Raw genomic sequence first — 26082 nt, forward strand, 5'->3', positions numbered from 1 at the left:
CAATCCATGGCTGAGGCGGTGGGCGTAGGTGGGGCGGAAATGGGCCAGCGTTCAGCCCGGGTCACGGCGTCAGCCCCCTCCGAGTCCTTGCGGCGCCTGAATACGGAATCGCTGTCGTCCGAGGGCACCTGGATGCCAACGTTCGGTATCCAGGGGCTGGACGTCAGCGGCCACCAGCCAAGCGTGGACTGGCAGCAGCAGTGGAATATGGGTGCGCGTTTCGCCTACGTGAAAGCCACGGAAGGCAACTACTACACCAACCCGTCCTACGGCTCCCAGTATCAAGGGGCACGGAATGTCGGAATGATCCGCGGCGCCTACCACTTCGCTATTCCGAACTGGTCGTCCGGAGCAGACCAGGCCCGGTACTTCGTACAGAACGGCGGCGGCTGGTCAGGAGACGGGTACACCATGCCTCCTGTCCTGGACTTTGAGTTCAACCCCTATGAAGGCCGTACCATCAACGGCTTCTACTTCGGGAACACTTGCTACAACATGTCCCCGGCGCAGCTTCAGACCTGGGTACGCGACTTCGGCAACACCGTGCAGTCGCTCACCGGTAGGCTCCCCGTCATCTACACCAATACAAGTTGGTGGAACCAGTGCTTGGGAAATCCTGCCGGCTTCGGTGACTACCCGTTGTGGATCGCGGCCTACCCCGATGCGCCCACCAACAACGCAGGACCGGTACCCACCGCAAGCTGGGGTACTTACAGCATCTGGCAGTACAGCAGCACCGGGCCGTTCGCTGGTGACTCCAACGTGTGGAACGGCGACTACGCAGGCCTTAAGGCCTTCGCTACCAGCGGCGTTCCACCCGCAGCGGTCAAGGCCATCGATGCATTCCGTGCTTCCATGCCTTCCCTGGGTGCACCCACTTCCACGATAATTTGCGGCCTCCGTGACGGCGGATGCTTCCGTGGCTATGAAGCCGGCATCGTCATGTGGTCTCCGACCGCCGGAGCACAACCAAGCCTGGCCGGACCGATCCGTGACGCCTGGGCCCGGAAGGGATACGAAAACGGCCAGATGGGCTATCCCGTGTCCGGCGTTATCTGCGGACTCAAGAATGGCGGCTGTTTCCAGAACTACCAGGGCGGGTCCATCATGTGGTCCCCGTCGACCGGTGCCGCCCTGGTGCCGTTCGGAGCAATCCGTGAGCATTGGGCAGCTCAGGGATACGAAAACGGAGGTCTCGGATACCCTCTCAGCGATCAGGTTTGTGGACTCAAATCAGGTGGATGTTTCCAGCTGTTCCAGGCCGGTTCGGTTCTCTGGAGCCCTGCCACCGGCGCCCGTCTGGTCAAGCCCGGCCCAGTGATGGAGGCGTGGGGACGAGCAGGCTACGAAAACGGCCTGCTGGGCTATCCGAACGCCGAAGCAAACTGCACCAGTTCCTTCTGTACCCAAAACTTCAGCGGTGGAGTCGTTGCCTGGACGCCCACTTCAGGAGCCTGGCCTGTTTTCATGGGCATGGGCGAAACCTGGAAAGCGTCGCGCACGAAGGGAGAGCCAATAGGCTTTCCGGTCGCGGGAGAAGTGTGCGGCCTCCGCGGCGGCGGCTGCTACCAGCTGTTCCAGGGCGGCGCGCTCCTGTTCTCACCGGCCACCGGCGCCCACACGCTCACCGGGCGGATCCTCGATTACTGGCAGAAATCCGGGTTCGAGAACGGCCGCCTGGGGTATCCAGCCGGCCCTGCCAGCTGCGGAGCGGTCCAGACCGAGTGCCGGCAGGCGTTTGAAAAGGGCGTCGTTGGGTATTCCGCCGCCACTGCCCCCGAAACAGTAGCCGCCGGGCCGATGGCCGCAGGATGGGAACGCTTGGGTTGGGGCGCAGGCAGCCTCGGCTACCCCACGTCCGGCCAGTACTGCGGGCTCAAAGACGGCGGGTGCTTCCAGATGTTCGCCAAGGGGGCACTCATGTATTCACCCGCCACTGGAGCGCAGCCGAGCTTACTCGGCCCGATCCGTGATCTGTGGCAAAAAACCGGCTTCGAAAACGGGTCATTGGGATACCCGGCTTCCGACGTAATCTGCGGCCTGGTAGACGGCGGCTGCTTCCAGAACTACTCCTCGGGAACTGTGATGTGGTCCGCCGGGAGCGGAGCGAACGCGGTTATGTTCGGGCCGGTCCGTGATGCCTGGGTCAGCACAGGTTTCGAAGGCGGCAAGCTCGGCTACCCTGTGAGCGGCCAGATCTGCGGGCTGAGGAATAACGGCTGCTTCCAGAACTTTGCCAAGGGAACCGTGATGTACTCTCCTGCCACCGGAGCCCAGGCGCTGACCTCAACACCCATCAGGGAACGGTGGGGCGCATCAGGCTACGAATCCGGCTCACTGGGCTACCCCACGAGCGGGACCATTTGTGGGTTGCGGAATGACGGCTGCTTCCAGAACTTCGAGAAGGGCACCGTCATGTGGTCATCAGCAAGCGGAGCCCACCTGATCGTGCCCGGCCCGATCCAGCAGAGCTGGGCCGGACAGGGATTCGAAGCCGGGGCTTTGGGCTACCCAACCAGCAGCCAGACCTGCACTGCGGACAGGTCTTCATGCAGCCAAACCTTCCAGGGTGGAAGCATCACTTGGACAACGGCGGGTGGAGCAAGGACCACCTTGCGTTAGCCACCCAACGAAAAAGGCGGACCCGCATGGTGCGGGTCCCGCCTTTTTGGCCTCTTCTAATGGCCGTGTTCCAGCAAATCGATCAAGTAGGAGCCATAACCGCTCTTCACGAGGGGCTCAGCCCGCTGCCGGAGTTCATCGTCACTGAGGAAGCCGAGCCGCCAGGCGATCTCCTCGGGAGCACCAATTTTCAGGCCCTGCCGGTTTTCCGTGGTCCGGACGAAGTTCGATGCATCGTTCAGGTCATTGAAGGTTCCGGTATCGAGCCAGGCAGTACCGCGCGGGAGGATCTCCACCTGCAGTTTTCCCTTTTCGAGATAAGTGCGGTTGACGTCCGTGATCTCCAGTTCCCCCCTCGCGGAAGGCTTGAGGTTTTCAGCGATCTCCACCACGTCATTGTCATAGAAGTAAAGACCGGGGACAGCGTAATGGCTCTTCGGCTTTTCCGGCTTCTCTTCCAGGGAGATCGCTTTGCCCGCGGAATCGAACTCGACCACGCCATAGGCCTTGGGATCAGCAACCCAATAACCGAAGACCGCTCCGCCGTCGATGTTTTCGAAACGGCGCAATTGGGTGCCCATCCCAGGCCCATAAAAGATGTTGTCCCCCAAAACAAGGGCCACGCTGTCATCACCAATGTGTTCCGCTCCGAGCACAAAAGCCTGGGCAAGGCCGTCCGGCGACGGCTGCTGCTTGTAGGTGATGGATACGCCGAAACGTGACCCGTCGCCGAGCAGACGTTCAAATTGCTCGGCGTCGTGGGGCGTGGTGATAATCAGGATGTCGCGGATACCCGCGAGTATCAGGGTGGACAGCGGGTAGTAGATCATGGGCTTGTCGTAGACCGGGACCAACTGCTTGCTGACGCCCAGAGTGATGGGGTGAAGCCTGGAGCCGGTACCGCCGGCAAGTATTATTCCGCGCATGTCCCCCATCTTTCCGTTCGCTAAGTGCCGCGGCAAATCCGGTACCCTTGGGAATTATGCAGCGACTTCTTGTTACCGGCGGTGCCGGGTTCATTGGTTCCAACTTCGTCCACTACGTACTTGATAACACCGATGACCACGTCACCGTTCTGGACAAGCTGACCTACGCAGGAAACCTTGAATCGCTGAAGGGACTGCCGGACGCACGCTTCACGTTTGTCCAGGGAGACATCGCCGACCCCGCACTGGTGGACGGCCTCGTCGCCGACACCGACGTCGTGGTCCACTACGCTGCCGAATCGCACAATGACAACTCCCTGCACGATCCCCGCCCGTTCCTGGACACCAACATCATCGGCACGTACACGCTGATCGAGGCGGCACGGAAGCACAACAAGCGCTTCCACCACATCTCCACCGACGAGGTCTACGGCGACCTGGAACTCGACGACCCCGAACGGTTCACCGAGCAGACCCCCTACAACCCTTCCAGCCCCTATTCCTCCACCAAAGCCGGCTCCGACCTGCTGGTCCGGGCATGGGTGCGCTCCTTCGGGCTGCAGGCGACCATCAGCAACTGCTCCAACAACTACGGCCCGTACCAGCACGTGGAGAAATTTATTCCGCGCCAGATCACCAACGTGATCGACGGGATCCGGCCCAAGCTTTACGGCAAGGGCGAGAACGTCCGGGACTGGATCCACGCCAACGACCACTCCTCCGCGGTCCTGGCGATCATCGCCAAGGGCAAAATCGGCGAGACTTACCTGATCGGCGCGGACGGGGAGAAGAACAACAAGGACGTCGTCGAACTGATCCTCAAGCACATGGGCCAGTCCCCGGAGGCCTACGACCACGTGGTGGACCGGCCCGGCCACGACCTGCGCTACGCCATCGACTCCACGAAACTCCGCGATGAGCTTGGCTGGGAACCGCAGTTCTCCAACTTCGACGCCGGCATCGAGGACACCATCGCCTGGTACCGCGACAACGAAGAATGGTGGCGGCCGCAGAAAGCAGCCACCGAAGCCAAATACAAGGAACAGGGCCAGTAGTCCATGTCTCTGGAGTTTTCGAAAAAGCTTTCTGCCCACGAAACCCCGATTCCCGGCGTCGTCCTTTATGACCTTCCGGTACATGGCGACAACCGGGGCTGGTTCAAGGAGAACTGGCAGCGGGAGAAAATGGTTGCCTTGGGGCTGCCGGATTTCCGCCCTGTCCAGAACAACATTTCGTTTAACGAAAAGGCAGGAACCACCCGCGGAATCCACGCAGAACCCTGGGACAAGTTCATCTCTGTCGCCACCGGCAGGATCTTTGGCGCCTGGGTGGATCTTCGTCAGGGTCCCTCTTTCGGTGCTGTCTTCACTGCCGAGCTGGACGCCAGCCAGGCAATTTTCATCCCCCGTGGCGTGGGCAACGCATTCCAGACCCTTGAGGACAACACGGCTTACACCTACCTCGTGAATGATCATTGGTCAGCTGACGCCCAAGGCCAGTACACCTTCCTGAATCTCGCCGATGAAACCGCGGCCATCCAGTGGCCCATTCCGTTGGGCCAGGCAGAGCTGTCGGACAAGGACAAGGCCCACCCGCGCCTGGCCGACGTGGTGCCCATGCCCGCCAAAAAAATCCTGGTGGTCGGTGCAAACGGACAATTGGGTAAAGCCCTGCGCAACCTTTATGAGGGCGACGGATCGGTCGAGTTTGCCGGCCGCGCAGAGTTCGATTTGGACAATCCGGACTCCTTCAAGGACCGCAACTGGAAAAACTACTCAACCATCATCAACGCGGCTGCCTACACGGCCGTCGATGCCGCCGAGACCCAGCAGGGCCGCGCCGCCGCCTGGGCGGTCAATGTCACAGCGGTATCCCGGTTGGCCCGGATCGCTGTCGAGTATGACCTGACGCTGGTCCACGTCTCGTCCGACTACGTCTTCGACGGCGCCCGGAACCTTCATGATGAGGAGGAGCCCCTCACCCCGCTGGGGGTGTATGGCCAGAGCAAAGCCGCCGGTGATGCGATCGTGGACGTCATTCCCCGCCACTACATCGTCCGCACCAGCTGGGTCATCGGTGAAGGCAACAACTTTGTGCGCACCATGGCGTCCCTGGCCGACCGTGGCATCGAGCCCTCGGTTGTCAATGATCAAGTTGGCAGGCTGAGCTTCACCGAAGATATCGCTGCGGGCATCCGTCATCTGCTTGAGTCCGGTGCAGAGTACGGGACGTACAACCTCAGCAGTGACGGCGAGCCCCAGTCCTGGGCAGAACTCGCTGCGGACGTGTATGAGTTGTGCGGCAAGGCACGGACTGCTGTCACAGGAGTCAGCACCGCTGACTACTTCAAAGGAAAAGAAGCGGCACCGCGACCGCTGAACAGCGTCCTGGACCTGACAAAAATCAAGTCCACCGGATTTGAGCCGCCGCTGTCGAACATCCGCTTGGAGTCCTACGTAAAGAATGGACTGATCGATCAGTGACAGCATCCGCCCGTCACCCTGACACTCTCGTCATCATGCCTGCCTGGAATGAGTCAGAATCCATTGGAAACACCATCCGGGAAGTGTTTGAATTCGGCCCGCCATGCGATGTCCTGGTAGTAGACGACGGATCACGTGACGGCACTGCGCGGGTGGCCCGTGAGGCGGGAGCAACCGTACTGCAACTGCCGTTCAACATGGGTGTCGGAGGCGCTATGCGCACCGGCTTCAAGTATGCCAAAAGTCATGGCTACAAGCAGGTCATACAGGTCGATGCCGACGGGCAGCACGATCCGCGTGACATCAAGGCTGTGCTGGACGGCCTTCAGCACGCTGACATTGCTATCGGAGCCCGCTTCGCAGACAAGGGAAACTACACCGTACGCGGCCCCAGGAAGTGGGCCATGAAGGTATTGGCGTGGACGATTTCCCGTATTGCAGGTACCCCTTTAACTGACGTTACGTCCGGGTTCCGGGCAGCCAACATCAAAGCGATCCGCCAATATGTTGACCACTACCCTGCCGAGTACCTCGGGGATACCATCGACTCGTTGGTCGTCGCCATCCGTTCAGGATGCACTGTCAGGCAAGTCGCGGTCTCGATGCGCGCCCGCCAGGGCGGAACCCCCAGCCACGACCCAATGAAGGCAGCCATCTACCTCGGACGCTCAGGAATGGCCTTGCTGTTCGCTCTGACGCGGAAGAAAACCGAGCCGTCCACCAACTAGGAATCCAACATGTCGCTCCTTATGGGCTCCATCGTCGTCGTGGCGATCCTTTTCTTTGTGTTTGAAATGCTCCGCCGACAGAAACTTCGCGAGAAGTACGCCGTCCTGTGGATTGTCATCGGCATCGGCACTCTTCTACTTTCCGCCTTCCCTTCTCTCCTGGAGAAAGCCAGCGGACTTATCGGCATTCAGGTGCCGGCAAACCTCCTTTTCATCATGACACTGATCCTTTTGGTGGGTGTCTGCCTTCACCTCTCCAGGGAACAGTCACAGGCTGAAGACGAGGTGCGAATCCTTTGCGAGGAACTGGCGCTGCTCAGGGCTGATCTCGCTGACATCCGGAGTCAGCTCGAGGTGAAGCCCGGCCCGGGAAGTGACCCGGGGCCACAAAACCAATGACCCGTTGCCGCCGGTGGCCACGGACACAAAAAAGGACGCCCCGGGGCGTCCTTTTTTGTATCCGTTGCTAGCTGAAGATGTGCTTTGCCAGCCTCGGCAGTGAATCGAATTTGCCCTTCCCGACCGATTTCAAGATCAGGGAGGCGGCGTTAAGGCGGGATGTTGTGTGAAAACTCGCGGCCCGCGACGCACCCTTCCAGCCCAAGCTGCTGAAGCGCTCGGCCTGCTGCTGGAAAAACTGCCGCTCCTCGTCAAAACGCCTGCCGTCCAGTGCACGCACTGAGGAGTCCGATGCCGAGTGCCGCCGATAGAGAAATGCCAGTACGGGATCAACAATCATCGAACCGTGCTCCGCCGCTATGTCCAGCAAAAGAGCCAGATCCTGGACGACGTCCAGTCCCTCGGTGAAGCCGATACGCTTGACCGTCTCGGAGCGCCAGGCAAGTGAAGGGAAGTAAGCCCAGTCCGCGCGGACCAGGCTTGTGGCCATGACCTCTCCTTTGAGCTCAATGCGCTCACTCGTCTTGGGGGCGTAAACCTTCTTCACGGCATCGACAAGCGGAGTGCAGGCAATGCCCTGTTCGTCTATCACCTGTACGCCTGGCTGAACCACATCGGCTCTGGGATATTCCTCAAAGGCACTTACGACCACGTCAAGGTAATTCGGAAGCATGATGTCATCGGCACCCATGATGACGACGTAGGGTGCTTCGACCAGAGTCAGCGCCTTGCGGTAGTTACCGTTGGCACCAAGATTTTCCTCATTTTTCAGGTACGTTACGCGAGGGTCGGTGATCGTTGAAAACCAGCGTTCCGGTTCCGGATCCGGATACCCGTCGTCGATGACAACAAGCCGCCAGTCCTGGTTCTCCTGATTCATTACGCTGCGGGCGGCGAGCTTCATTTGATGGACATCGCCGTAGTACGGCAACATTACGTCAACGGTCATGGACCTGAGGTTCCTTCCGTGGTTTTCGCCGGCGCTCTGAAGGCCCCTGCGACGCCCAGGCAGCCAACATTTGGGCAAGGCCTGGCGCGATCATCGTCGGTTTGATTATAGGCCAGGAGGGCCGTCCCCCGGCTCCTTGGGCCCTTTGCTAGACTGTTCTTCGTTTGATCAAGCCCCGCTCGACACGACTGAGCGGGTACATTCTGAAAGCGATATTCCGCACTTTATGGAACCCCTACCGACAGCCCTTCCGCGCATCAGCGTCTGCATGGCCGCCTACAACGGCGCAAGGCATATCAGGGAGCAGATCGAATCCATTCTTGCGGAGCTGTCCTCAACCGATGAACTGGTCATCGTGGATGACTGTTCCACAGACGACACCAGGAACGTCATCCAAGGAATCGGCGACCAGCGAATCCGGTTAATCGCCGCCGCAACTAACGCCGGGTACGTGCGCACGTTTGAAAAAGCTCTTTCCGAAGCGAGCGGCGAGTACGTTTTCCTCTCGGACCAGGATGATATCTGGATTCCAGGCCGCGCCGAGCAGATGATTGCAGGCCTCCAGGACGCGGCCATGGTCGTCAGCAATTGCAAACATTTCGACGGCCCCCTCGGGCGGTTCCACCGAATCAGGCTTCGGCCCCAAGACTCCACGCACACTTTGCGTAACCTCATCGGCATCGTCGTGGGCTATCGGCTGCATTGGGGCTGCGCGATGGCATTCCGCCAGGAGATGCTGAGAAAAATCCTGCCCTTTCCCCCGCACATGAGGGAGTCCCACGACCAGTGGATTGCGATGGTGGGCATCGTCAACCGTTCGATCCGTTACTTGGAAGAGGACACCATCCTTCACCGGCTTCATGGGCAAAATCTGACCCCGCAAGGAATCCGCAGTGCGGGGAAGATCTTCGCCGCACGATGGGACTTTCTTCGAAACCTCGTCATCGCCCTGCGCAGGACCGTCTTCAACTAAGCCCATGTACAACTTTTTGGGGGCATTGGAATTAATCACTGCACCCAACCCGAGCAAAGGGACGGCATCGAAATTGCTCCTGACTCCTAACGGGCGGGATGTGGCGGCAGTTGTCTCCGCATACTCCCCCACCAAAGAACTTGTAGAGAACGTGGCTTCGCTCAAGAGGTATGTCGAACGCGTTATTGTTGTCGACGACGGGTCACCCACCGATGTGTCGGGAATTCTTTCGGATGTAGAGGCCACAGGCGCGAGAGTCCTCCGGCTGCCGGAAAATTGCGGTATCGCTGCCGCGCTTAATGCCGGAATGAAGCGCGCACGCGAACTATGGGAACCCGAGTGGTTAATCACCATGGATCAGGATTCCCGATTTACCGGAAACTACGTTGAGGACGCTCTCGAGGTTGCCAGGTCGTCGAGTAGCCCGCAGACGGTTGGGCTCGTTGCCCCCCAGTTCCACAACAACATCAGGATGCCGCTGCTTGGTACGGCAGACGAGCCGGAGGTCTTCGACCCAATGCAGTCAGGCACTCTCATCAAGACATCCGTGCTTGACAGGGTGGGGTATCTCGACGAGGACTTCTTTATCGACTGCGTGGATTCAGAATTCAATGCCCGCGTCAGGGAAGCCGGTTTCCGGGCTCTCGCCAGTGCAGGCAGCAACCTTGCGCATTCGTTGGGGGACGCCAGGCCGCTGAAGATCCTGGGCTGGCATGCACGCATCGGCGAGAAGAAACTGAGTGTGCATTACCACTCGCCATTCCGCGTGTACTACATCACCCGGAACTCTTTCGTATTGATGCGGCGGTATGCGCTTAGCCAACCGAAATGGATCCTCCGCCGCCTTTATATGGAGCTCCAAAGCCACGCGGTGCGATTCGTTTATGGTCCCAACCGAAGGAAGCACCTTATCGGTTTCCTTTACGGTTTGAGGGACGGACTTATAAACCGCATGGGAAAAATCGATCCGCGGCTGGCCGAACGGCTTAGGTAGCCTTCAACGGGGTGCGGGGTTCATCCCGGTCACCCATCCGGTACTTTTCAAGGTTGTTCAGCCTCCGAAGACCCGGCAAAACCAGTGCGACAAAGAGCAGCGCCTCGCTGCATGCCATGCCTAGGGCTATGCCCTCCGCCCAGTTGCCTGTCCCTGCTGCCACCATGGTTCCCACCCCAAGAACAGCAGAGACGGCTGTCCACACCAAAATCAGTCTTTCGCCACCGAATGGTATGAGCAGATTCCGTGTGAAGGGCGAGGCGGCGGAGATGAAGAAGAAGGCGAGTCCATAGAAAAGACAGGTCAATTGGGTGGCCCTTACAGGGGCGCCAAAAAGGATCTCGGTTGCCCACGGTCCCAGCAGCGCCAGCAACCCGCCACCAACAGTGCCCAGGGCAGCATGGGACCAGATCGCGAGCAGATGTCTCCGGCGTTCCGAAGAGTCTCCTAGTTCAAGGACCCAGCCCTGGAAGGTGTTTCCCAACGCCATTACCGAGAAGAGGCCAAAGCGGTAAACAGTATCAGCCGAGCCGAACTGTCCTGCGGTGGCCGGATCCACGGAAGCCTGCGCGATGGGGAGCGGCGTCGCGGCGTAGGTGTTTCCGGAAGCGCCGATGCCGGCGGAAGCCATCTGCGACTTCAGTATGCCGGTCGTCGCCCGCCAGTGTGTGAAAGTATTCCGGCCACGCGGAACGGCCCACCGCTGGAACACGAACATGCTTATTGCCACGGCCAGAACCAAAAGGACTCCGTAAAGCCAGATGAACCCGGTGGCCAGCACAACGGGTATGGCGATAAGCGTGGCAACAACCCGCGGGACCGTGTCGAACTTCGCCAGCAGGGACGGCTGACCCACCCCAATGCAGTACCAGGCTACGGACAGTCCCCCTAATGCAGTGGTCCATGACATCGCGACCGCTTCGAGTCTCAGCTCAGGGACAGCGAGGAATGCGGCGAGAAACGACACCACTGGTAAGACCACGAGGGTCAGCACCAAGCGAGTCCTGATGCTCTCGCGATAGAGCTCCGCGCGGAATGCCGGTGACGGGTTTTGCGCAATTTGAACGGGACCCTGGATGTTCCATCCCCAGCTGATCACTGTCGCTCCGAAAGTGCCGATGGTTTGGCCGGCCAGCAGGCTGGACCAGCCCACCTCACCGACCAGGCGCGCAAGAATGGGAAGCAACAAAAAGGGTGTCACTAGAGACAGCAGAGGCAGCCCTGTGAAGCCCAGCAGCCGGATAATCACGGTTTTCATAGTGGATGGACCTCAATGTTCATGAATTCGCCCCAAGGACTGCTGCAAACTCCGCTGTTCAGTTTCTTCTCCCCGCTTGTCCAAGAGCATGGCAAAATCAAATCCCGCAAGCCGTGATGCGGTAGAGTGTCGCTCCGTCCTGTGAATCCACAACCTCCGCAACACCGCTTTCTTTCAAATTATCGAGCCCTTGGTAGTCAATGGTTCGTCCTTCACCGTTGTTAACTTGGCGGTCGCCAAAATCCAAAACATATTCCGCCTCAAGATCACGAACGGCTGCACACACGGCTGTATCAACGGCAGCCATGTTGAGGTGCGCAAAGACGTACAGGGCCTCGTCCGAAACGGCGCCAAGAATGTGCGGCTGGAGGGTTTGGCGCTGGGAAAGGGCGTATGCCAGCGAACTGCCGGTCCAGGGATTACCGACCACCACAGCGTCCGGCGGCACTTCTTCCCGGACGCGCTCCAATATGGCCATCTCCCCTGAGTCCAAAAGGGGTGCATCCGAACCCATCGCATAGTTGCGCGCAGCTGACGTTTGAGCAGCGTCCAGGTTCTCCTGCTGCGTCACTGCTATAAGTGTCGAGACCGCCACGACTGCAGCAACAGAAGTCACCCCGATGGTCAGCGCGGGACTACCGTAGTCCTTGATCCGGATTCTTTTCCGGCGTGTTTTCACGAGCAGGCGCTTCAGGCCATCCCAACAGAACGCGGCACCCAGAACGGCTATGGGCAGAAGAACGATGGGGACTATCGCGGCAAGGCGTTGCGGGTCGTTGTACCAGACCCCGGTAAGGAACGTTCGGATCCGGCCAGGCCGGCCTGCTACGGCCATGAAAAACAGGATCGCGACAGCAGCATACGCGCCCAGAAGCCAATAGCGCTTGCTCCTGGCAGCCACGCCGAGCCCCACCATTGCCAGTGCCATAACTGCCCATGATTCCGGCCGGTCGATGCCTGAACTGCTGACGAAGTCCCAAATCGCGTCCGTCCATGTGGCGACCGGCGGCCATGTTGCCGCCGCTTCAGGTGGCCTGACGACCTTCCACAGCGCAACGCAAACCGCTCCCGCTGCAACGAGCAGCACCACCCTCGCGGCACCCCAGCGCCAAATTCCACTTCGGGGCGTGCAGCGGAAATTCCACTGCCACCAGCAGATGACCGCGGCAGCGGCAAGCAACGGCAAAAGTGTCAAGACGCCGCTGGGATGCGAAAGTGCCAGCCCCGGCAGCGTCGCCAGGAAGAGAAACCACATTGCGGAGGGCTGCGCGGGACCATCTGCCGAAAACCGGAACGCCTGGATGCCGAGGGCCCACACGAAGGGAAGCAGAGCCAGGGCGAGAAAGTTGGGGTAAAGGACTCCAAAGTCCACCATGAGAAGCGGATAGGCGCCGAACGCTGCGGAAAGCACGCCGGCAGCAATGACCGCAGCGGGACGGCTCCCCACAGTCACCTGCGCCAAGTAGACGCAACCGGCCGGCCAGACAACAGCCCCTACACAGACGTTAATGACATTCGCGGCCACAGGGATGCTTGCCCCAGTGAGCTGGCTCAGGAGCGAGACAAGATCGTGCCAAGCGGCGGGGTAAAAGCCTCCCCCCGTCATGTCGCCAACCGAAAAGGACGATCCCGAGCGGTGATCGAGGATGAATTGAACTGCATTCATGTGAAACACGTTGTCGAATGTCTGGGACAAGGCGTCCGGCTGGGCTATCGCGCCCATCATCCGGACGGCCACCAGTACCGCGGCGATAATCAAACCCAGGCTGACTGCCCTGCGGTAACCCACACCGGCCTTTTCCGACAGTGCGGGGATCTTCCACAACAAGGTCTTGCGTGCCGTCAGCACCACAACAAGCGCCGCTGCCGTTGCAGCCGCAAGAGCGAGAGCGGACCAATCAAGTCCGACAACTGGAGCGACTATTGCGGCGGAAGCCACAAGCGAGAGGCTCAGCGTGGGCGCTGACGCATACAAAAGGAAACCGCGGACTCCAGCCACCCAGGCCACAACAGCGCCGGGGACGAACAGCAGCGTCAAAGCAGCAAAGAACGCTGGCGCCTCCGACCACCAGGACATACAAAACCTTACTGTTGACGGCGGCTGTAGTAGGCTGCCTCGCAACTTGCCGCGGCAAGGAGGCTCCCTGACCTCAGCGATTCTACTTGACGAGCAAGGCTGAGGCCCAAAATAGCCGCAGTGCAGTGACTGGACCCGCCCGCCGTGTGGCTCTGCCGGAATAACGCCGTGCCCTCCTGGCCGCGTAGGCTAGGCACGTGAAACGTCGAGACAAGAAGATAACACAGCCAAGAATCACATCCCCGCTGGGCCTCTGCGGCATCGCCGTTTTGGCAACTGTCTTGACCACAACAGCATGCACGGCACCACCGCCCGCCGTCAGCGATGATGCGCTAAGGGGCAGCCTGGTGGGCGTCGGGAACGGCTCAATGAGTGCGCTCGTCGCTGCATGGCAGGAAGGCTGGAGGGGGCCGAACCCAGCAGTATCCGTGGCTTTCTCCCCCGACGGGGGCACAACCGGGATAGACGCCTTGGCACGGGAACAGACGCACTTCGCTACGTCGACGATGCCAGGATCTGTGGAGCTGCCAGCTTCCAGCGGACAACTCTGCGGCCCGTCCGGACCACTCATCCTTCCGGCGGCCGTGCTCCCGGTCGGCGTAGCTTACAACCTCCCCGGAATCCGGAACGTAAAACTCAACGCGGGCATCCTGTCCGGCATCCTGCTTAGGGAGATCACGCGTTGGAATGACCCGCGGATCGCCCAGGAGAATCCGGGGCTGGATCTGCCCGACATCGAAATTACACCTTTGCTGTCTGACGATGACCAGGACGTCACGGAGGCCGTGACCGAGTACCTGTCAAAAGAGGCAGGCAGCGAATGGGGCTTCGGGGTTTCTGCCGAGTGGCCTGAATCAGTGGATGTAAAAGTGGACACGAAGCCGATCGCAATCGCGTCAGACCTCGACGATACAGTCGGCGGGCTGGCAGTCTTTGAACGTGGCATCATCGGGTCGCGCTTTTCGACCGCCTCGTTGCAATTCGATGGAACGTACCAGTCATTCTCGCCGGACTCAGTCCTCGCCGCCATCGAAGCAGGAAATACGGCCAGTACGGCACCTGGCGCCCTCGAGCAGGAACTCGACGGCAAGGCTGGATACGCATTGGCTGTGAAGGAATACGTGGTGTTGTGCCGGGAGTACCCGCACGCGGAGATCGCGAAGCTTGTCAGCTCCTGGGGGGAAGCAATCTTCAGTGAGACTGGTCAGCGAAACGCCAACATTTTCGCCAGCGCTTTGCCACCAAACAGTAAAACGTCGGATCAAGCCAAAAAGCTGATTGCCGCAATCGTGGAGGGAACTGAGTGAGCGGATTGACGCACCCCTCGGGCAGTGCACAACGAACAAGTGAGACCACCACCCACCTTCATCAAATGGAAGTCGCCGGTTCGAAGGCACAACCTGCATTGAAAAGCGGCCGAAAGCTGTTCTTCCAGCTTTTCGGACTCTTTGCGCTCCTTATTTCCCTGTGGGCTTTGGCCACACCACTTATGGCATTCCCGGACGAGCCGGCCCACACGATAAAGGCCGCTGCAGTAGTAAGGGGTCAGATAACTGTCCAGGAGGGATCGTCCTTCGGACACGGGGTCCATGTGAAGGTGCCGGCGTACATCGCCAATCTCGATGCCCAGAGATGCTACAAATTCCGGCCGGACACGTCAGCGGGATGCGCACCGCCCATCCCCGCAAGCGATACGTACGAGACTATCGGCGTCACGACAGCTGGAACTTACAATCCCATGTACTACTGGATTGTTGGGCTGCCAAGCCTGTGGCTCAGTGGAGCTCCCGCCCTCTACACGATGCGCATCGTCAGCTCAGTCCTTACAGCAGTTTTCCTGGCGGCCGGGTTCACTGCCCTGTCAAGATTCCTCCGGCCACAGATACCCGTCGTCCTGGCCAGCGTCAGCATGACGCCCATGGTCCTGTTCCTGGGGTCTGGAATCAATCCGAACTCCCTCGAAGTTGCAGCCACAATGGCAGCCTTCTGTGGCTTCATTGTCCTTTTGGACAATGCCCACAGGCCACAGGCCATTAAGCCTGCGGTCATGACGGTTGTGGCAGCGTCAGCGATCCTCGCCAATACCCGTCAGGTGTCGCTGGTATGGCTGTTGTGCGCTCTCATTGTCGGACTGTCCTTCTACCAGCGCCGGTCGATCATCACGGCCTTCCAAAACAAGTACGTTCTCCTTGCGGTTGCGGCGACGGTTCCGGGGGTCCTGCTCGGCATCACATGGATTCTGCTGATGCTTAACGCCCCTGCTTCGGCTGGCGTTGCGCCTATTGGGATCATCAACCCACTTCCCGGCGTACGTGCCGACCAGGGCTTCGTTACGATGCTGGACAGATTCTTCGGCTTCTTCCCCCAATACGTTGGTGTTATGGGTTGGCTGGACAGCCGCCTGCCTGATGCTGTCCAGATGTTCTGGAGCTTCCTGATTGTGGTCGCGCTCCTGTTGCCGCTGGCCGTCCGTCCATGGCGCCGCACCGCAGGATATTGGATCGCCCTTGCACTCCTGCTGATCGTCCCCGCAGTCCTCCAGGCTCAAGTAGTGGAAACCATGGGATTCATTTGGCAGGGCCGCTACAACCTTCCCCTTTTCCTGGTGCTCCTGATCGCCGCCGGGATCGCTGTCAGGCATTTGCGGATCAGCCAAACGGAGCCGGCGAAGTCAGTCGGTCGCGTAGTTCTGTTGGCCGGGGTCTTCGCCCATGGGCTGGCATTTGCATATATTCTGCGGCGCTATGTAGTGGGTATTCGCGAGCTGGCCAACTGGCAGATCATGATTACCAATCCCGGGTGGCAGCCGCCCCTCGGGTGGCTGGCGCTGTGCGTGGCTTACGTCGCCTTGGTGGCATTTGCAGCGCACTGCCTCTACGGTTACGTCTTCCCGGGCTGCGCACTCTTGAAATGGCCGTCTCGCACGTCCTCCACGAAGCGCCGGCCGGTTGCCGTGCCTGCTGAACCATTGCCAGCCAAAACCGGAGCGGAGTCCCGCTCCAGGTCGTAAAAGTTTCCCGCTGGACCCAACTGCACGTCTCGCAGGAGGCGCTGCAGTTGGGGCATTAGGCCGTCGCGGTGCGCGCCCTGAGTTCCGAGACGACTTCGTGGACCTCGCCGTCCATAATGACTTCGCCGTGTTCAAGGAGGATTCCCCGCTCACAGACGGTGGAAACCAGGTCAAGGTCGTGGCTGACTACAAAGAGGGTCTTACCCTTGTCGGACAATTCCTTGATCTTGGCGATGCATTTCCGCTGGAATGGCTCATCGCCCACAGCCAGGATCTCATCTATGAGGAACACTTCCGGGTCAGTGTGTACCGCGATGGAGAATGCGAGCCGGAGATACATACCGGACGAGTAAAACTTGACTTCAGTGTCGATGAATTCACCAATCTCCGAGAATTCAACGATGGAATCGAACATCTCGTCGATCTGGCTCTCGCTCATGCCCAGGATCGCGCCATTGAGGTACACGTTGTCCCGGCCACTGAGGTCATGGTGGAAGCCCGCTCCCACCTCAATAAGTCCGGCGACTCGCCCGCGCGTGTGAACTGTCCCGCCGTCGGGCTGGAGAACGCCCGAGATGAGCTTGAGGAGCGTCGACTTTCCGCTGCCGTTGAGCCCTAGCAGAGCAACTGTTTCACCCTGCTGAACATCGAGGGACACGTCAGTCAGTGCCATGAATTTCTTGGACAGGTCACCCTTCCGTCCCTTGACCAGCCAGACGACAGCCTCTTTCATTGACCGGGTGTGCCGCAGGACGAACTGCTTCCGCAGTTTTTTGCAGCTGATGGCGACATCGCCTCGTGCAGTCACGTTAAAGCTCCTGTGCAAAATGGACGGCCGAGCGGCGGAAGGCCAGCTGGCCCACGAACAACACAGCGATGGAAATAAGGTAGGCGACCGGAAGCCATACGGTCATGAGGTCTGGCGGCATCGATGCAAGTCCCACCTGGTCCTCCTTCAAGGTGGGGAACCAGAATGCCCAGTGGAAAATTTCGACGGCCACAGTCATGGGGTTGAGCTGGTAAACCCAGTACCACGAGCCCATGACGTCCTGCACCATCGTCCAGACGTAGAGCACCGGGGACGCCCACGTAACCACCATGAGGATCATATCGACGATATTTTCCGAGTCCCGGAAGTACACATTGGCGGCGCTGAACAGAAGGCCAAGCCCTGTAGCAAGGACGGAAACCAATATGAAGGCCAGGATGGCGGCGGCGAGCTGGAGGAGGGACGGGGTCCATCCCGCAATGAGGCAAGCACCCATCAGCACTACCAGCTGAGGCAGGAAATGCGCCGCCGAAACCCACACTGTCGCAACCGGGAAGAGTTCGCGGGGCAAGTAAATTTTCCGGATAAGGTCGCGGTTGTCGACGATGGATCTTGTGGCGTTACCCAACGATTCCGTGAAAAAGTTCACCAGGACGATGCCCGCAAACAGATAGATAGCGTAGTTGGGAGTCCCCCGCTGAAGGTTTAGGAAGATCCCCAAGGCCACGAAATATATCAGGAACTGCATCAGTGGCTTGACGTAAGACCAGAGCAGTCCCAAGACCGAGCCGCGGTACCGCACCTTGATCTCTTTACGCACCAACAGCTTGAGCAGGAAGCGGTGGTCGTAAACGTCAAGCAGGCCGCGCCCCTGCCCAGGGCGGATCATATCGTTGGTGGTGCCGGCCATCTACTTCGGGTCCTCTGCGGCGTCAAAGGTCTTTTTCCACGACTCCATCGAGCTGACTTCGGACACCGCGTTGCGGTACTCTTCGGCGAGCCTGTCCCACTCCCGGAACAGCCGCACGTGCAGGCGGGTTGCCTCGGTCAGCATTGACTTGAGCTTTTTCGGGTCGCGCTGATACCAGGACGCACCTGTTCCTTCAGCATTGGACACTACTACGCTGTCGTAGTGGGCCACCCTGAACCAGCGGTTGTCCCGGTGGGCGAGATACCCTTGGGGCCGCTCAGCACTTTCCGGTCCGGGCGACTTGATGAGCTGCCGCGCAACTGTCTTGATGCCCCATGGTATGAGCTCCTTCTTGCTGGGCATACCTACGACGGTTCCTCCCATGGGCCCCCGTCCCAGCTTGGGAGCGGGAAAGTCGTCAACGTCGTCTTTCAACTGGGCGTCGGGATACGACGCCTTAAGCGCGTTGATTTCAGGCAGCTTTGAGCCAAGCACTTCATGGAGGACGTGGGGCCCCTTAAAGAGATCCTTTAACGCCTCGATACGACCGTGTTCCGTGAAGTACTGCATCGACACCAGGTGCTTAACGTCCGACTGGACGGATTCGCGCAAGACCCGCCCGCCCTTGGGATAGGGGCTGTGGATCAGGGTAGTGATCAGCCTGTTGCGTTCGTGAAAGTACGCCTGCCACCCGACGAGGTCGTCCTTGTCGAGCCAGGAGACGTGCCAAACGGCGGCGCCGGGAAGAGACACCGTTGCGAACCCGGCTTCCCGCGCGCGCAACCCGTATTCGGCATCGTCCCATTTGATAAACAGCGGCAGTGACAGGCCGATCTCGCGGATTACTTCTGTGGGGATGAGGCACATCCACCACCCGTTGTAATCCACGTCTACACGCCGGTGCAGCCAAGCCGTCTGGCGGAGGTTGGCGATACTGAAGTCGTGCCGCACATCCATGTCTGCGTGCGGCAGCGCCGGCACAATCCGGAAGGGGTCAACTACCTCGCCGAACGTATGGAGCACGCTGCGGTTGTAGAGGTCAAACATGTGGCCACCGACGATGGTCGGCTTTCGGCAGTGGTCGGCGAACGTCACCAGCCGGACGATGCTTTCCGGTTCCACCACAATGTCGTCATCCAACAGCAGGACATAGTCGCTGCCGTTCTCCACGGCTTCGTACATTCCCCTCGCGAAGCCACCTGATCCGCCAAGATTTGCCTGGTTGATGATCCTGAGCTTGTCGCCCAGCGCTTCCTTTACGGCTGCAAAACCATCTTCTGCTTCGACCTTTTGTGTTCCCTGGTCGACTATTAGGATCTCCTTGACGTTCTTGAGAACGTCTGGATTCTCCGCGAGGATTCGGGCGTTGTTGAGGCAAAAATCAGGTTTGTTCATTGTGGTGATCTGAAGGGTCACCTGGCCCTTGGCACTCTCGCCACCCTCAGCCTGCCATTCACCGTTTTCCAGCAGAAGTTCACCGGAACTTGCCGCCAGGTCGAACCAGTACCATCCGCCGTCGCCGAATGGCTTGAGGGTGAGGTCAAAGACCGACGTAGCGGCACCGTCGACGTGTTGTCCGGCGACGCGCTGTACTGACCCGCGTGCATTGGACTTGTAAACGGTGACCGTTCCCGTTCCTTTGGTGCTGACGACCAGGCGGATATCCCTGACGGACGTCCACCGGCGCCAATAGCTCGCCGGGAACGCGTTGAAGTATGTGCCGAAGGAAATTTGCTCCCCTGACCGGACCCGCATGGAGTGTCTGGAGAGCAGATCCTCAAAGTGGGCTTCACGGCCGCCCGAGCTGAACATCTGCAGCTTCTCTTCCGGCAGCTTCGGCGTACGGGCCAACTCATCGTTTTCCCTCAACCGGATGCCGCTGGCGGTGCCCGCGTCCGCGTACAAAGGAACAGTGTCCGGCTGGTCCGGCGAAGGGAGAATCACCCGCTGAAGGGTCGACCAGCCCTGCGCTTCGTTCATGCGTCCACGCCTCCGCTTTCCAGCTTTGCGCCGCTTACATAATGCGGCCGGATCTTGTTGTCGAACATGCTCAGTGCTGCGCCGATGGCCATGTGCATGTCCAGGTACTTGTACGTCCCCAGCCTGCCGCCGAACAGAACGTCCCTCTCAGCAGCCGCCAAATCGCGGTACTTGAGCAAGCGCTCCCTGTCCGCGGAAGTATTGACGGGGTAGTACGGCTCGTCGCCCTTCTCCGCAAAGCGTGAGAACTCGCGCATGATGACGGTCTTCTCCGTCTGGTAATCACGCTCGGGGTGGAAGTGGCGCGGTTCGATGACCCGGGTGTAGGGAACGTCGTCGTCGTTGTAGTTCACAACTGACGTGCCCTGGAAGTCCTCGATGTCGAGCACTTCTTCCTCGAAGTCAATAGTGCGCCAGGAGAGGTCGCCCTCGGCGTAATCGAAGTAGCGGTCAACGGGTCCGGTGTACACCACCGGGATGTTGCCTACAACCTTGTTCTTGCTGTACTCGTGCGACTCATCGAAGAAGTCCGTGTTGAGCCGTACTTCGATGTTCGGGTGTTCTGCCATCTTTTCGATCCACGCGGTGTAGCCGTTGGTGGGCAGGCCCTCGTACTTGTCATTGAAGTACCGGTTGTCGTAGTTGTAGCGGACGGGCAGCCGCGAGATGATTCCGGCGGGCAGGTCCTTGGGGTCCGTCTGCCACTGCTTGCCGGTGTAATGCTTGATGAAGGCTTCATAAAGCGGGCGGCCGATCAGCTGGATGCCCTTGTCATTCAGGTTCTGCGGATCGGTGCCAGCAAGCTCGCCCGCTTGCTCCTGGATAAGCTCCCGTGCCTGGCCCGGTGTCAGGTTGGCACGGAAAAACTGGTTAATAGTGGCCAGGTTGATGGGCAGGGAATAGACCTCACCCTTGTGCACGCCGTATACCTTGTGGACGTAGTTCGTGAACGTCGTGAACCGGTTCACGTACTCCCACACGCGTTCGTTGGACGTATGGAACAGGTGTGCTCCGTAGCGGTGCACCTCGATACCGGTCTGCTCTTCTTTTTCGCTGTAGGCATTGCCGCCAATGTGGTGGCGGCGGTCGATGACAACGACCTTCAAGCCCAGCTCGGTAGCGGCCTGTTCGGCGATTGTCAGGCCAAAAAAGCCAGACCCTACGATGACAAGGTCAGCGGTCACAAATTCTCCTGGTTTGAATGCGGGCAGCGCAATGACGCGCAATGTCTGCTGCTCTAGCCTACCCGAGGCACTGCAGCGCCCGTCGAATCAGGGTTTCGGGCTACAACCCCTGGAGCAAGGCCTGAGCCTCCTGGAGTGACCGGCCCCTCCGACGGCAGGAGAAGGCGGATCTACTTCTGGAAGTTGTCCACATAGCAGATGGCGCACCGGCCGGGACCCGCTACCGCTGTCTAGCGTGGGTTCAAAGGCACAAAGGATCTGCACCCATGACATTGCACTGCACCCTGCTCGGCGGTCCCGAGTCGCGCCTGGCCGGGCAGCGTCTTGAGTTGTCCATCGACGCCGCCGACGGTACGGCGGGCGCCCACATCCGCGACCAGCTGGCGCGGATGTTTGGCACAGGGACCGTAACGGTCGACGGCGACGACCTGCGATCCGTACGCGTCGGCACTTTGCCTCTGGTTAACGGCGCCGTCCTCATCGACGGCGGCGGAGCACCAGTCAGCAGGAAGGAACGGCGCCGGCCCGCCGGCGAGCCGGCTCCGCTCGCCCTTGCCGTTCACAGCGGCGCGGGCGCGGGAACAGTGGTACCCCTGCGGCGCGGGACCTACACCATCGGCAGGAGCAACACCCGGATAGTCATCGCGGACGCAGAGTTGTCCCGACAGCACGCCCGCCTTGTAGTCACCGAAACGGACATCATCCTCGAAGACCTGGACAGTGCGAATGGTACCTACGTGGATGGCGAAAGAACCCGGGCCGCCGCCCTCTCCACCGGTTCAACCGTCCGGTGTGGAAGCTCAACCATGTCCATCGTGTTTGCCGACATGCCGGACAAGGCGCTGAGCGACGCCGGGGCCTCCGTGCAGGAGCCTATTCCCGTCAGGGGCCGGGCGGAGTCCGGCAGCCGGGCGGTCCTCATTGCCACCGCAATTCTTCCACTGGTCGTCGGTGCAGGACTTGCGGTCTTCACGGGTATGTGGATGTTCCTGGCTTTTGCTGCCGCCTCCACCCTGGCCCTTGTGGTTCCTGTTGTATCCGGCAGGCGCCAGCGGCGGGAGCTGGGCGCTGCAATTAGAGCGGCTGTTGCCAAGGACACGGAACGGCGCCGGGCGGCCGGGCCCTCGCTCGCTACGTTGGTGCTGGCCACAGGTGGGATGCACAGCAACGCTTCAACCACTGGCGCAAGGGAAGCCGCAGCGTGGTTGCGCCTTGGCCAGGCGAAGCAGCCCGCCAATGTAAAGGTGGAGCCGGTCGCTTCCACCCGGGAGATTCGCTCCGCTGAAACCGTACCGGTGGTCTTTGACCTTTCACGCCCCAAATCGGTATTTCAGGGATCCAGGAGCCTGCTGGACGGGATGATCAGGGCTATCGTCATGCAGCTGGCCGGTTATCCGAGGTGCCGTACCACACGCGTCGTCATTCACGGGCAGGCAGAGGGCTTCCTGTTGCCCGCACGTTTCCTTCCGTCCGTAACCCTCACAGCATCGGCGGCCGCTTGCCGGCGCGTGCTGGCGGAGGGCTTCAACGCCACCGCCCCGCAGGGAGTCCTCCTGATTACTGACGCAGCAGACGGAGGCGTTTCAAGCAGCGCCCTCGCGGATGAAGCGCTGGCGCGCGGGTGGCATATCCTTGAATTCCTTCCCGACGGGACCAGGACACAAGGCATTGACGTGGAACTCCGCGAGCGCACATCGATCCTGCGGCAACCGGCCGGCGACGTCGTCTTTGTACCCGATCTCGCCCCCGAGGAGGTTTTCAGCAACTTCTGCCGCCGTCTGGCAACCTTGCCTCGGGTGAGGGACACCGGGGAACACGCTCTGCCATCCACCTGCACGCTGGATGACATACTGCCGCTCACGGCCGCCCATACGGCTGCCCGTTGGGCATTGAGCAAGAAGAACGCCGCGCTGTCGGCTCCCCTTGGACTCGGTGCGGGCGGGGCCAAAGTTGTGGATCTTCACACCGACGGCCCCCATTTGCTGATAGCAGGCACCACCGGCTCCGGAAAGTCGGAGTTGCTCCGCAGCCTTACCCTGGCGCTGGCTCTGAGCCATCCGCCCGACCGGATAAATTTCCTTTTCGTTGACTTCAAAGGCGGCTCGGGGCTTGGTCCCCTGGCCGGGCTGGTCCACTGCGTGGGGCTGCTGACCGACCTGGCCCGCTACGAACTGGAGCGAACACTCATCTCGCTCCGCGCTGAAATCAGGCGTCGTGAAGAAGCCTTGGCAGCGGCAGGAGTGCCTGACATCGGCGCGTATCGGTCCAATCCTGCCTCGGAGCCCGTCGCCATCCCCCACCTGATTATCGTCATCGACGAATTCCGGATGCTGGTTGATGACGCACCGGAAGTACTCCGTGAATTGATGCGCATTGCCTCCATCGGCCGCTCCCTTGGGATCCACCTCGTCATGGCTACCCAGCGGCCGCAGGGCGCATTGACTGCGGACATCAGGGCCAATGTCACCTCCAGCATTGCCCTGCGGGTGCAGTCCGACATGGAGTCTGTTGACATCATCAGGTCCAAGGACGCCTCAGCGATCCGCGTTGACACTCCTGGACGGGCTTACCTCGCCAAAGGCACGGAACCAGTCCAGGAATTCCAGGCAGCAACCACGGGACCGCTGCATGCCCGCACCAGGCAGGATAACTCCGTCACCGTGCGGCTTGCCACGGATTACCTTCTGTCCGACCCTCCTGCCGACGCGGTGGCAGAAGCCCCGACGCCCGCGCAAGCGGCAGCACCGTTGGTCAATTTGGTGCGTGAACTTTGGGACGGCATGGGAGGAGCACCGCCGCGGGTGCCCGTTGCGGCTCCCCTGCCAGAAGACATAGAGGAACCCGCGTGGAACAGCGCCAATGCTGCCGCGTCCATGACCTCTGGCGGGACCTGGTCGATCAGGCTTGGGCTGGTGGACCTTCCGGACAGCCAAAGGCTGCAGTCGCTTGCATGGGAACCGGCCAAGAGCAGCCACTTGGCCCTGATCGGCGCACCCGAGTGTGGCGCCAACGAAGCCTTGGACGCAGCCGTTCGCGGTCTGCTTCGCCATCCACAGGAGGCGCACTTGTACTTCCTGGACGGTGCTGGAAGTTTCCATTACCTGTCCTCCCACGCCAGAATCGGTGCCCACACCGGTGTGCAGGAGCTTCGGCGTGCGGTGCGGGTACTGGAACGCTTAACCGGTGAAGTTACCCGGCGGCTTAACCAGCCGGGCGGGCGCTCTGTGCCGCTGATTGTGGTGATCTCCGGGTGGGGCTCCTGGCTGTCGGCGTTCCGGTCGGGTCCATTGGCATGGGGCGAAGACCTCGTCCAGGACCTTGTCCGGGACGGCGCCCGGGCCGGGACAACACTCATCATTTCCGGAGACCGGGAGCTTGTCACCGCCAGGTTCAGCGGGGCGATCCCAAACCGGCTCTACTTCCCTGCCGGCTCCAACCCCGACAGCCGGGCAGCCTGGCCGCGGATGCCTTCCACAGCAGCTGTCAAAGGAAGGGCCGTGGCGTTCGGTCCCGTTGCCGAAGACGGTGCTGCAGTATGCCAGCTGTACAGCACAGCACCCGACAGTTCCTGGCACAGTGACCTTGCCGGCAGCCCGCAGCTGGTTACGCTTCCTCCCTTTCGGGTGGAAGCGCTGCCGTCGGTGGTGACGGCTGGCGAAATCCTTTCCATGCTGGCGGACCCGACTGTTTCCCATGGGCCCGGCTCCGTTCCTTCGGGGCCCCGGCTTCCGGGCATCCTCATCGGAGTTGGCGGTGACGAGTTGTCCCCCGCTTCTTTCCGGATTCCACCAAGCGGCGTGGTGGCCGTCCTTGGAGGTCCGGGCAGTGGCAAGACCAACGTCCTGAAGGCGTTGCAGGTTTTGAATCCGGCCCACCGCTGGCTTTACCCCGACGCCGGGGCCGACGCCCTTGCATATTGGAAGGGCCTGCTGCTGCAGGTGCAGGGCAGTCAGCTGCCCAGGGACACAGTGCTCCTGGCCGACGACGCGGACCTTATGTCCCCCGGCGCGATGCAATGCCTGTCCGAACTGCAGGCCCTGGGCCAGCCGATGGTCCTGACGGCGAACTACAGTCCGCTGATCCTTCAGCGCGTTCCGCTGATCATGCAGTCCCGCGCTGCCGGAACGGGTCTGCTGTTGTCCCCGCGGTCCATATCCGACGGGGACGTCTTCGGCGTCCGCTTCGAGGTCGAACCGAATCCATCCCCGGGCAGGGGCGTGCTCATTTCCGGCGGACGTGCCTGCCCAATCCAAGTGGGATGGGCTGCTGCAGACGACTACAGGGCGGGCGGTGCACTTCCCGTGCGCGAGGCATAACTGATCACCTTGCTGTGGAACAGGAGCACGATGGCGGCTACCGCGGGCAGCAGCATCGCCAACCCGGCCACCACCAGGCCACCGCTAAGTGTAGGAAATCCGATGGTCAGAACGAACAACTGCGCCACGAGGGCGGCGGCCCGGGTCCAGCGGTATCCCCGGTATAAGAAAACAGCCACCGCATACAGCCACGCAGCGAAGGCGAGCAGCAGCCCCAGCGTAAATACCGCTCCCCAGAACGACAGTACGGGGCTTCCGTTCAGCAGTTGGTAGCCGTACCAGCCGGCGGCCACAAGGAGCGCTGTAGCCTCCGCGGCGACGATCAGCGCTGTGACTACTGCTGCAGGCGGCGGTGCAACTGGCGCTGCCCCTGCGTTGCGGTCCGGCCCCGGACGCGGCTCTTCCGACGGTGAAGGGGACGCTGGGGGGTTTACCGGGGGTCTTGACACACTGGCACCCTACCGGACATAGTCGGACAGTGGTGAGGGCCAGTGCCGCCAGTGT

Annotated in this window: 19 protein-coding genes; 10 read left to right on the plus strand and 9 right to left on the minus strand. The window is 60.6% G+C overall.

The window, feature by feature from the left end; genetic code table 11:
- The first annotated feature begins 39 nt into the window (after positions 1–39).
- Complete coding sequence (locus DXK94_RS11390) at positions 40–2622, plus strand: GH25 family lysozyme (protein ID WP_395929031.1); 2583 nt, start codon at positions 40–42, stop codon at positions 2620–2622.
- A 56-nt stretch (positions 2623–2678) separates the two neighbouring features.
- On the opposite strand, the gene rfbA is transcribed toward DXK94_RS11390, so the two are convergent.
- Positions 2679–3548, minus strand: a complete 870-nt coding sequence (gene rfbA, locus DXK94_RS11395) for a glucose-1-phosphate thymidylyltransferase RfbA (protein ID WP_079597615.1) — start codon at positions 3546–3548, stop codon at positions 2679–2681.
- Between the two features lie 56 nt (positions 3549–3604).
- Here rfbA and rfbB point away from each other — a divergent pair, with 56 nt between their 5' ends.
- From rfbB to DXK94_RS11415, 4 genes are read left to right on the plus strand one after another with little or no spacing between them, the layout of a single operon-like run.
- Complete coding sequence (gene rfbB, locus DXK94_RS11400) at positions 3605–4603, plus strand: dTDP-glucose 4,6-dehydratase (RefSeq protein WP_115525075.1); 999 nt, start codon at positions 3605–3607, stop codon at positions 4601–4603.
- Between the two features lie 3 nt (positions 4604–4606).
- On the plus strand, positions 4607–6031 hold the full coding sequence (locus tag DXK94_RS11405) for a bifunctional dTDP-4-dehydrorhamnose 3,5-epimerase family protein/NAD(P)-dependent oxidoreductase (RefSeq protein ID WP_115525076.1): 1425 nt from the start codon (positions 4607–4609) through the stop codon (positions 6029–6031).
- A complete protein-coding gene (locus DXK94_RS11410) occupies positions 6028–6759 on the plus strand; it encodes a glycosyltransferase family 2 protein (RefSeq protein ID WP_258868529.1) in 732 nt (243 codons plus the stop codon). Before DXK94_RS11405 ends, DXK94_RS11410 begins: the two co-directional genes overlap by 4 nt.
- 9 nt (positions 6760–6768) lie before the next feature.
- Entirely contained in the window at positions 6769–7158 is a 390-nt protein-coding gene (locus tag DXK94_RS11415; RefSeq protein WP_115525077.1) for a DUF2304 domain-containing protein, read from the plus strand.
- A gap of 67 nt (positions 7159–7225) precedes the next feature.
- On the opposite strand, the gene DXK94_RS11420 is transcribed toward DXK94_RS11415, so the two are convergent.
- Positions 7226–8107 (minus strand): glycosyltransferase family 2 protein, encoded by an 882-nt coding sequence (locus DXK94_RS11420; RefSeq protein WP_079597239.1) that lies wholly within the window; start codon positions 8105–8107, stop codon positions 7226–7228.
- Positions 8108–8333: 226 nt separating this feature from the next.
- Here DXK94_RS11420 and DXK94_RS11425 point away from each other — a divergent pair, with 226 nt between their 5' ends.
- Entirely contained in the window at positions 8334–9080 is a 747-nt protein-coding gene (locus tag DXK94_RS11425) for a glycosyltransferase (protein ID WP_115525280.1), read from the plus strand.
- Between the two features lie 4 nt (positions 9081–9084).
- Complete coding sequence (locus DXK94_RS11430) at positions 9085–10074, plus strand: glycosyltransferase (RefSeq protein WP_115525078.1); 990 nt, start codon at positions 9085–9087, stop codon at positions 10072–10074.
- On the opposite strand, the gene DXK94_RS11435 is transcribed toward DXK94_RS11430, so the two are convergent.
- Together DXK94_RS11435 and DXK94_RS11440 are read right to left on the minus strand one after the other, a co-directional pair.
- Positions 10067–11332 carry a polysaccharide biosynthesis protein gene (locus DXK94_RS11435; protein ID WP_176156848.1) on the minus strand — a complete coding sequence of 422 codons (1266 nt, stop codon included), beginning with the start codon at positions 11330–11332 and terminating at the stop codon, positions 10067–10069. The two genes, DXK94_RS11430 and DXK94_RS11435, sit on opposite strands and share 8 nt — an antisense overlap.
- Positions 11333–11429: 97 nt before the next feature.
- A complete protein-coding gene (locus DXK94_RS11440) occupies positions 11430–13409 on the minus strand; it encodes a DUF6541 family protein (RefSeq protein WP_115525079.1) in 1980 nt (659 codons plus the stop codon).
- Positions 13410–13606: 197 nt separating this feature from the next.
- Between DXK94_RS11440 and DXK94_RS11445 the strand changes: the two genes are divergently transcribed.
- Together DXK94_RS11445 and DXK94_RS11450 are read left to right on the plus strand one after the other, a co-directional pair.
- Positions 13607–14716 (plus strand): substrate-binding domain-containing protein, encoded by a 1110-nt coding sequence (locus tag DXK94_RS11445; protein ID WP_115525080.1) that lies wholly within the window; start codon positions 13607–13609, stop codon positions 14714–14716.
- Positions 14713–16419, plus strand: a complete 1707-nt coding sequence (locus tag DXK94_RS11450) for a DUF2142 domain-containing protein (protein WP_147294371.1) — start codon at positions 14713–14715, stop codon at positions 16417–16419. The genes DXK94_RS11445 and DXK94_RS11450 overlap by 4 nt, the downstream gene beginning before the upstream one ends.
- Positions 16420–16474: 55 nt before the next feature.
- Here DXK94_RS11450 and DXK94_RS11455 read toward each other — a convergent pair whose 3' ends face one another.
- The 4 genes from DXK94_RS11455 to glf all read right to left on the minus strand — a co-directional run bounded on the left by DXK94_RS11455 (position 16475) and on the right by glf (position 21262).
- Positions 16475–17152, minus strand: a complete 678-nt coding sequence (locus tag DXK94_RS11455; protein ID WP_079597416.1) for an ABC transporter ATP-binding protein — start codon at positions 17150–17152, stop codon at positions 16475–16477.
- A gap of 76 nt (positions 17153–17228) precedes the next feature.
- Positions 17229–18098, minus strand: a complete 870-nt coding sequence (locus DXK94_RS11460) for an ABC transporter permease (RefSeq protein WP_104443479.1) — start codon at positions 18096–18098, stop codon at positions 17229–17231.
- Positions 18099–20078 carry a glycosyltransferase gene (locus tag DXK94_RS11465; RefSeq protein WP_115525082.1) on the minus strand — a complete coding sequence of 660 codons (1980 nt, stop codon included), beginning with the start codon at positions 20076–20078 and terminating at the stop codon, positions 18099–18101.
- On the minus strand, positions 20075–21262 hold the full coding sequence (gene glf, locus DXK94_RS11470; protein WP_079597245.1) for a UDP-galactopyranose mutase: 1188 nt from the start codon (positions 21260–21262) through the stop codon (positions 20075–20077). Before glf ends, DXK94_RS11465 begins: the two co-directional genes overlap by 4 nt.
- Positions 21263–21528: 266 nt before the next feature.
- Here glf and DXK94_RS11475 point away from each other — a divergent pair, with 266 nt between their 5' ends.
- On the plus strand, positions 21529–25578 hold the full coding sequence (locus DXK94_RS11475; RefSeq protein ID WP_115525083.1) for an FtsK/SpoIIIE domain-containing protein: 4050 nt from the start codon (positions 21529–21531) through the stop codon (positions 25576–25578).
- Here DXK94_RS11475 and DXK94_RS11480 read toward each other — a convergent pair.
- On the minus strand, positions 25539–26027 hold the full coding sequence (locus tag DXK94_RS11480) for a hypothetical protein (protein ID WP_395929046.1): 489 nt from the start codon (positions 26025–26027) through the stop codon (positions 25539–25541). The two genes, DXK94_RS11475 and DXK94_RS11480, sit on opposite strands and share 40 nt — an antisense overlap.
- Positions 26028–26082 lie beyond the last annotated feature (55 nt).

The organism is Arthrobacter sp. RT-1 (assembly GCF_003367205.1).
In the GTDB taxonomy this organism is placed as follows: domain Bacteria; phylum Actinomycetota; class Actinomycetes; order Actinomycetales; family Micrococcaceae; genus Arthrobacter.

Bases quoted from the DNA above. Each gene is read 5' to 3' on its own strand.
- DXK94_RS11390 (WP_395929031.1), top strand. From the start codon at position 40: ATGGGCCAGCGTTCAGCCCGGGTCACGGCGTCAGCCCCCTCCGAGTCC.
- rfbA (WP_079597615.1), bottom strand. From the start codon at position 3,548: ATGCGCGGAATAATACTTGCCGGCGGTACCGGCTCCAGGCTTCACCCC.
- rfbB (WP_115525075.1), top strand. From the start codon at position 3,605: ATGCAGCGACTTCTTGTTACCGGCGGTGCCGGGTTCATTGGTTCCAAC.
- DXK94_RS11405 (WP_115525076.1), top strand. From the start codon at position 4,607: ATGTCTCTGGAGTTTTCGAAAAAGCTTTCTGCCCACGAAACCCCGATT.
- DXK94_RS11415 (WP_115525077.1), top strand. From the start codon at position 6,769: ATGTCGCTCCTTATGGGCTCCATCGTCGTCGTGGCGATCCTTTTCTTT.
- DXK94_RS11420 (WP_079597239.1), bottom strand. From the start codon at position 8,107: ATGACCGTTGACGTAATGTTGCCGTACTACGGCGATGTCCATCAAATG.
- DXK94_RS11425 (WP_115525280.1), top strand. From the start codon at position 8,334: ATGGAACCCCTACCGACAGCCCTTCCGCGCATCAGCGTCTGCATGGCC.
- DXK94_RS11430 (WP_115525078.1), top strand. From the start codon at position 9,085: ATGTACAACTTTTTGGGGGCATTGGAATTAATCACTGCACCCAACCCG.
- DXK94_RS11435 (WP_176156848.1), bottom strand. From the start codon at position 11,332: ATGAAAACCGTGATTATCCGGCTGCTGGGCTTCACAGGGCTGCCTCTG.
- DXK94_RS11440 (WP_115525079.1), bottom strand. From the start codon at position 13,409: ATGTCCTGGTGGTCGGAGGCGCCAGCGTTCTTTGCTGCTTTGACGCTG.
- DXK94_RS11455 (WP_079597416.1), bottom strand. From the start codon at position 17,152: ATGAAAGAGGCTGTCGTCTGGCTGGTCAAGGGACGGAAGGGTGACCTG.
- DXK94_RS11460 (WP_104443479.1), bottom strand. From the start codon at position 18,098: ATGGCCGGCACCACCAACGATATGATCCGCCCTGGGCAGGGGCGCGGC.
- DXK94_RS11465 (WP_115525082.1), bottom strand. From the start codon at position 20,078: ATGAACGAAGCGCAGGGCTGGTCGACCCTTCAGCGGGTGATTCTCCCT.
- DXK94_RS11475 (WP_115525083.1), top strand. From the start codon at position 21,529: ATGACATTGCACTGCACCCTGCTCGGCGGTCCCGAGTCGCGCCTGGCC.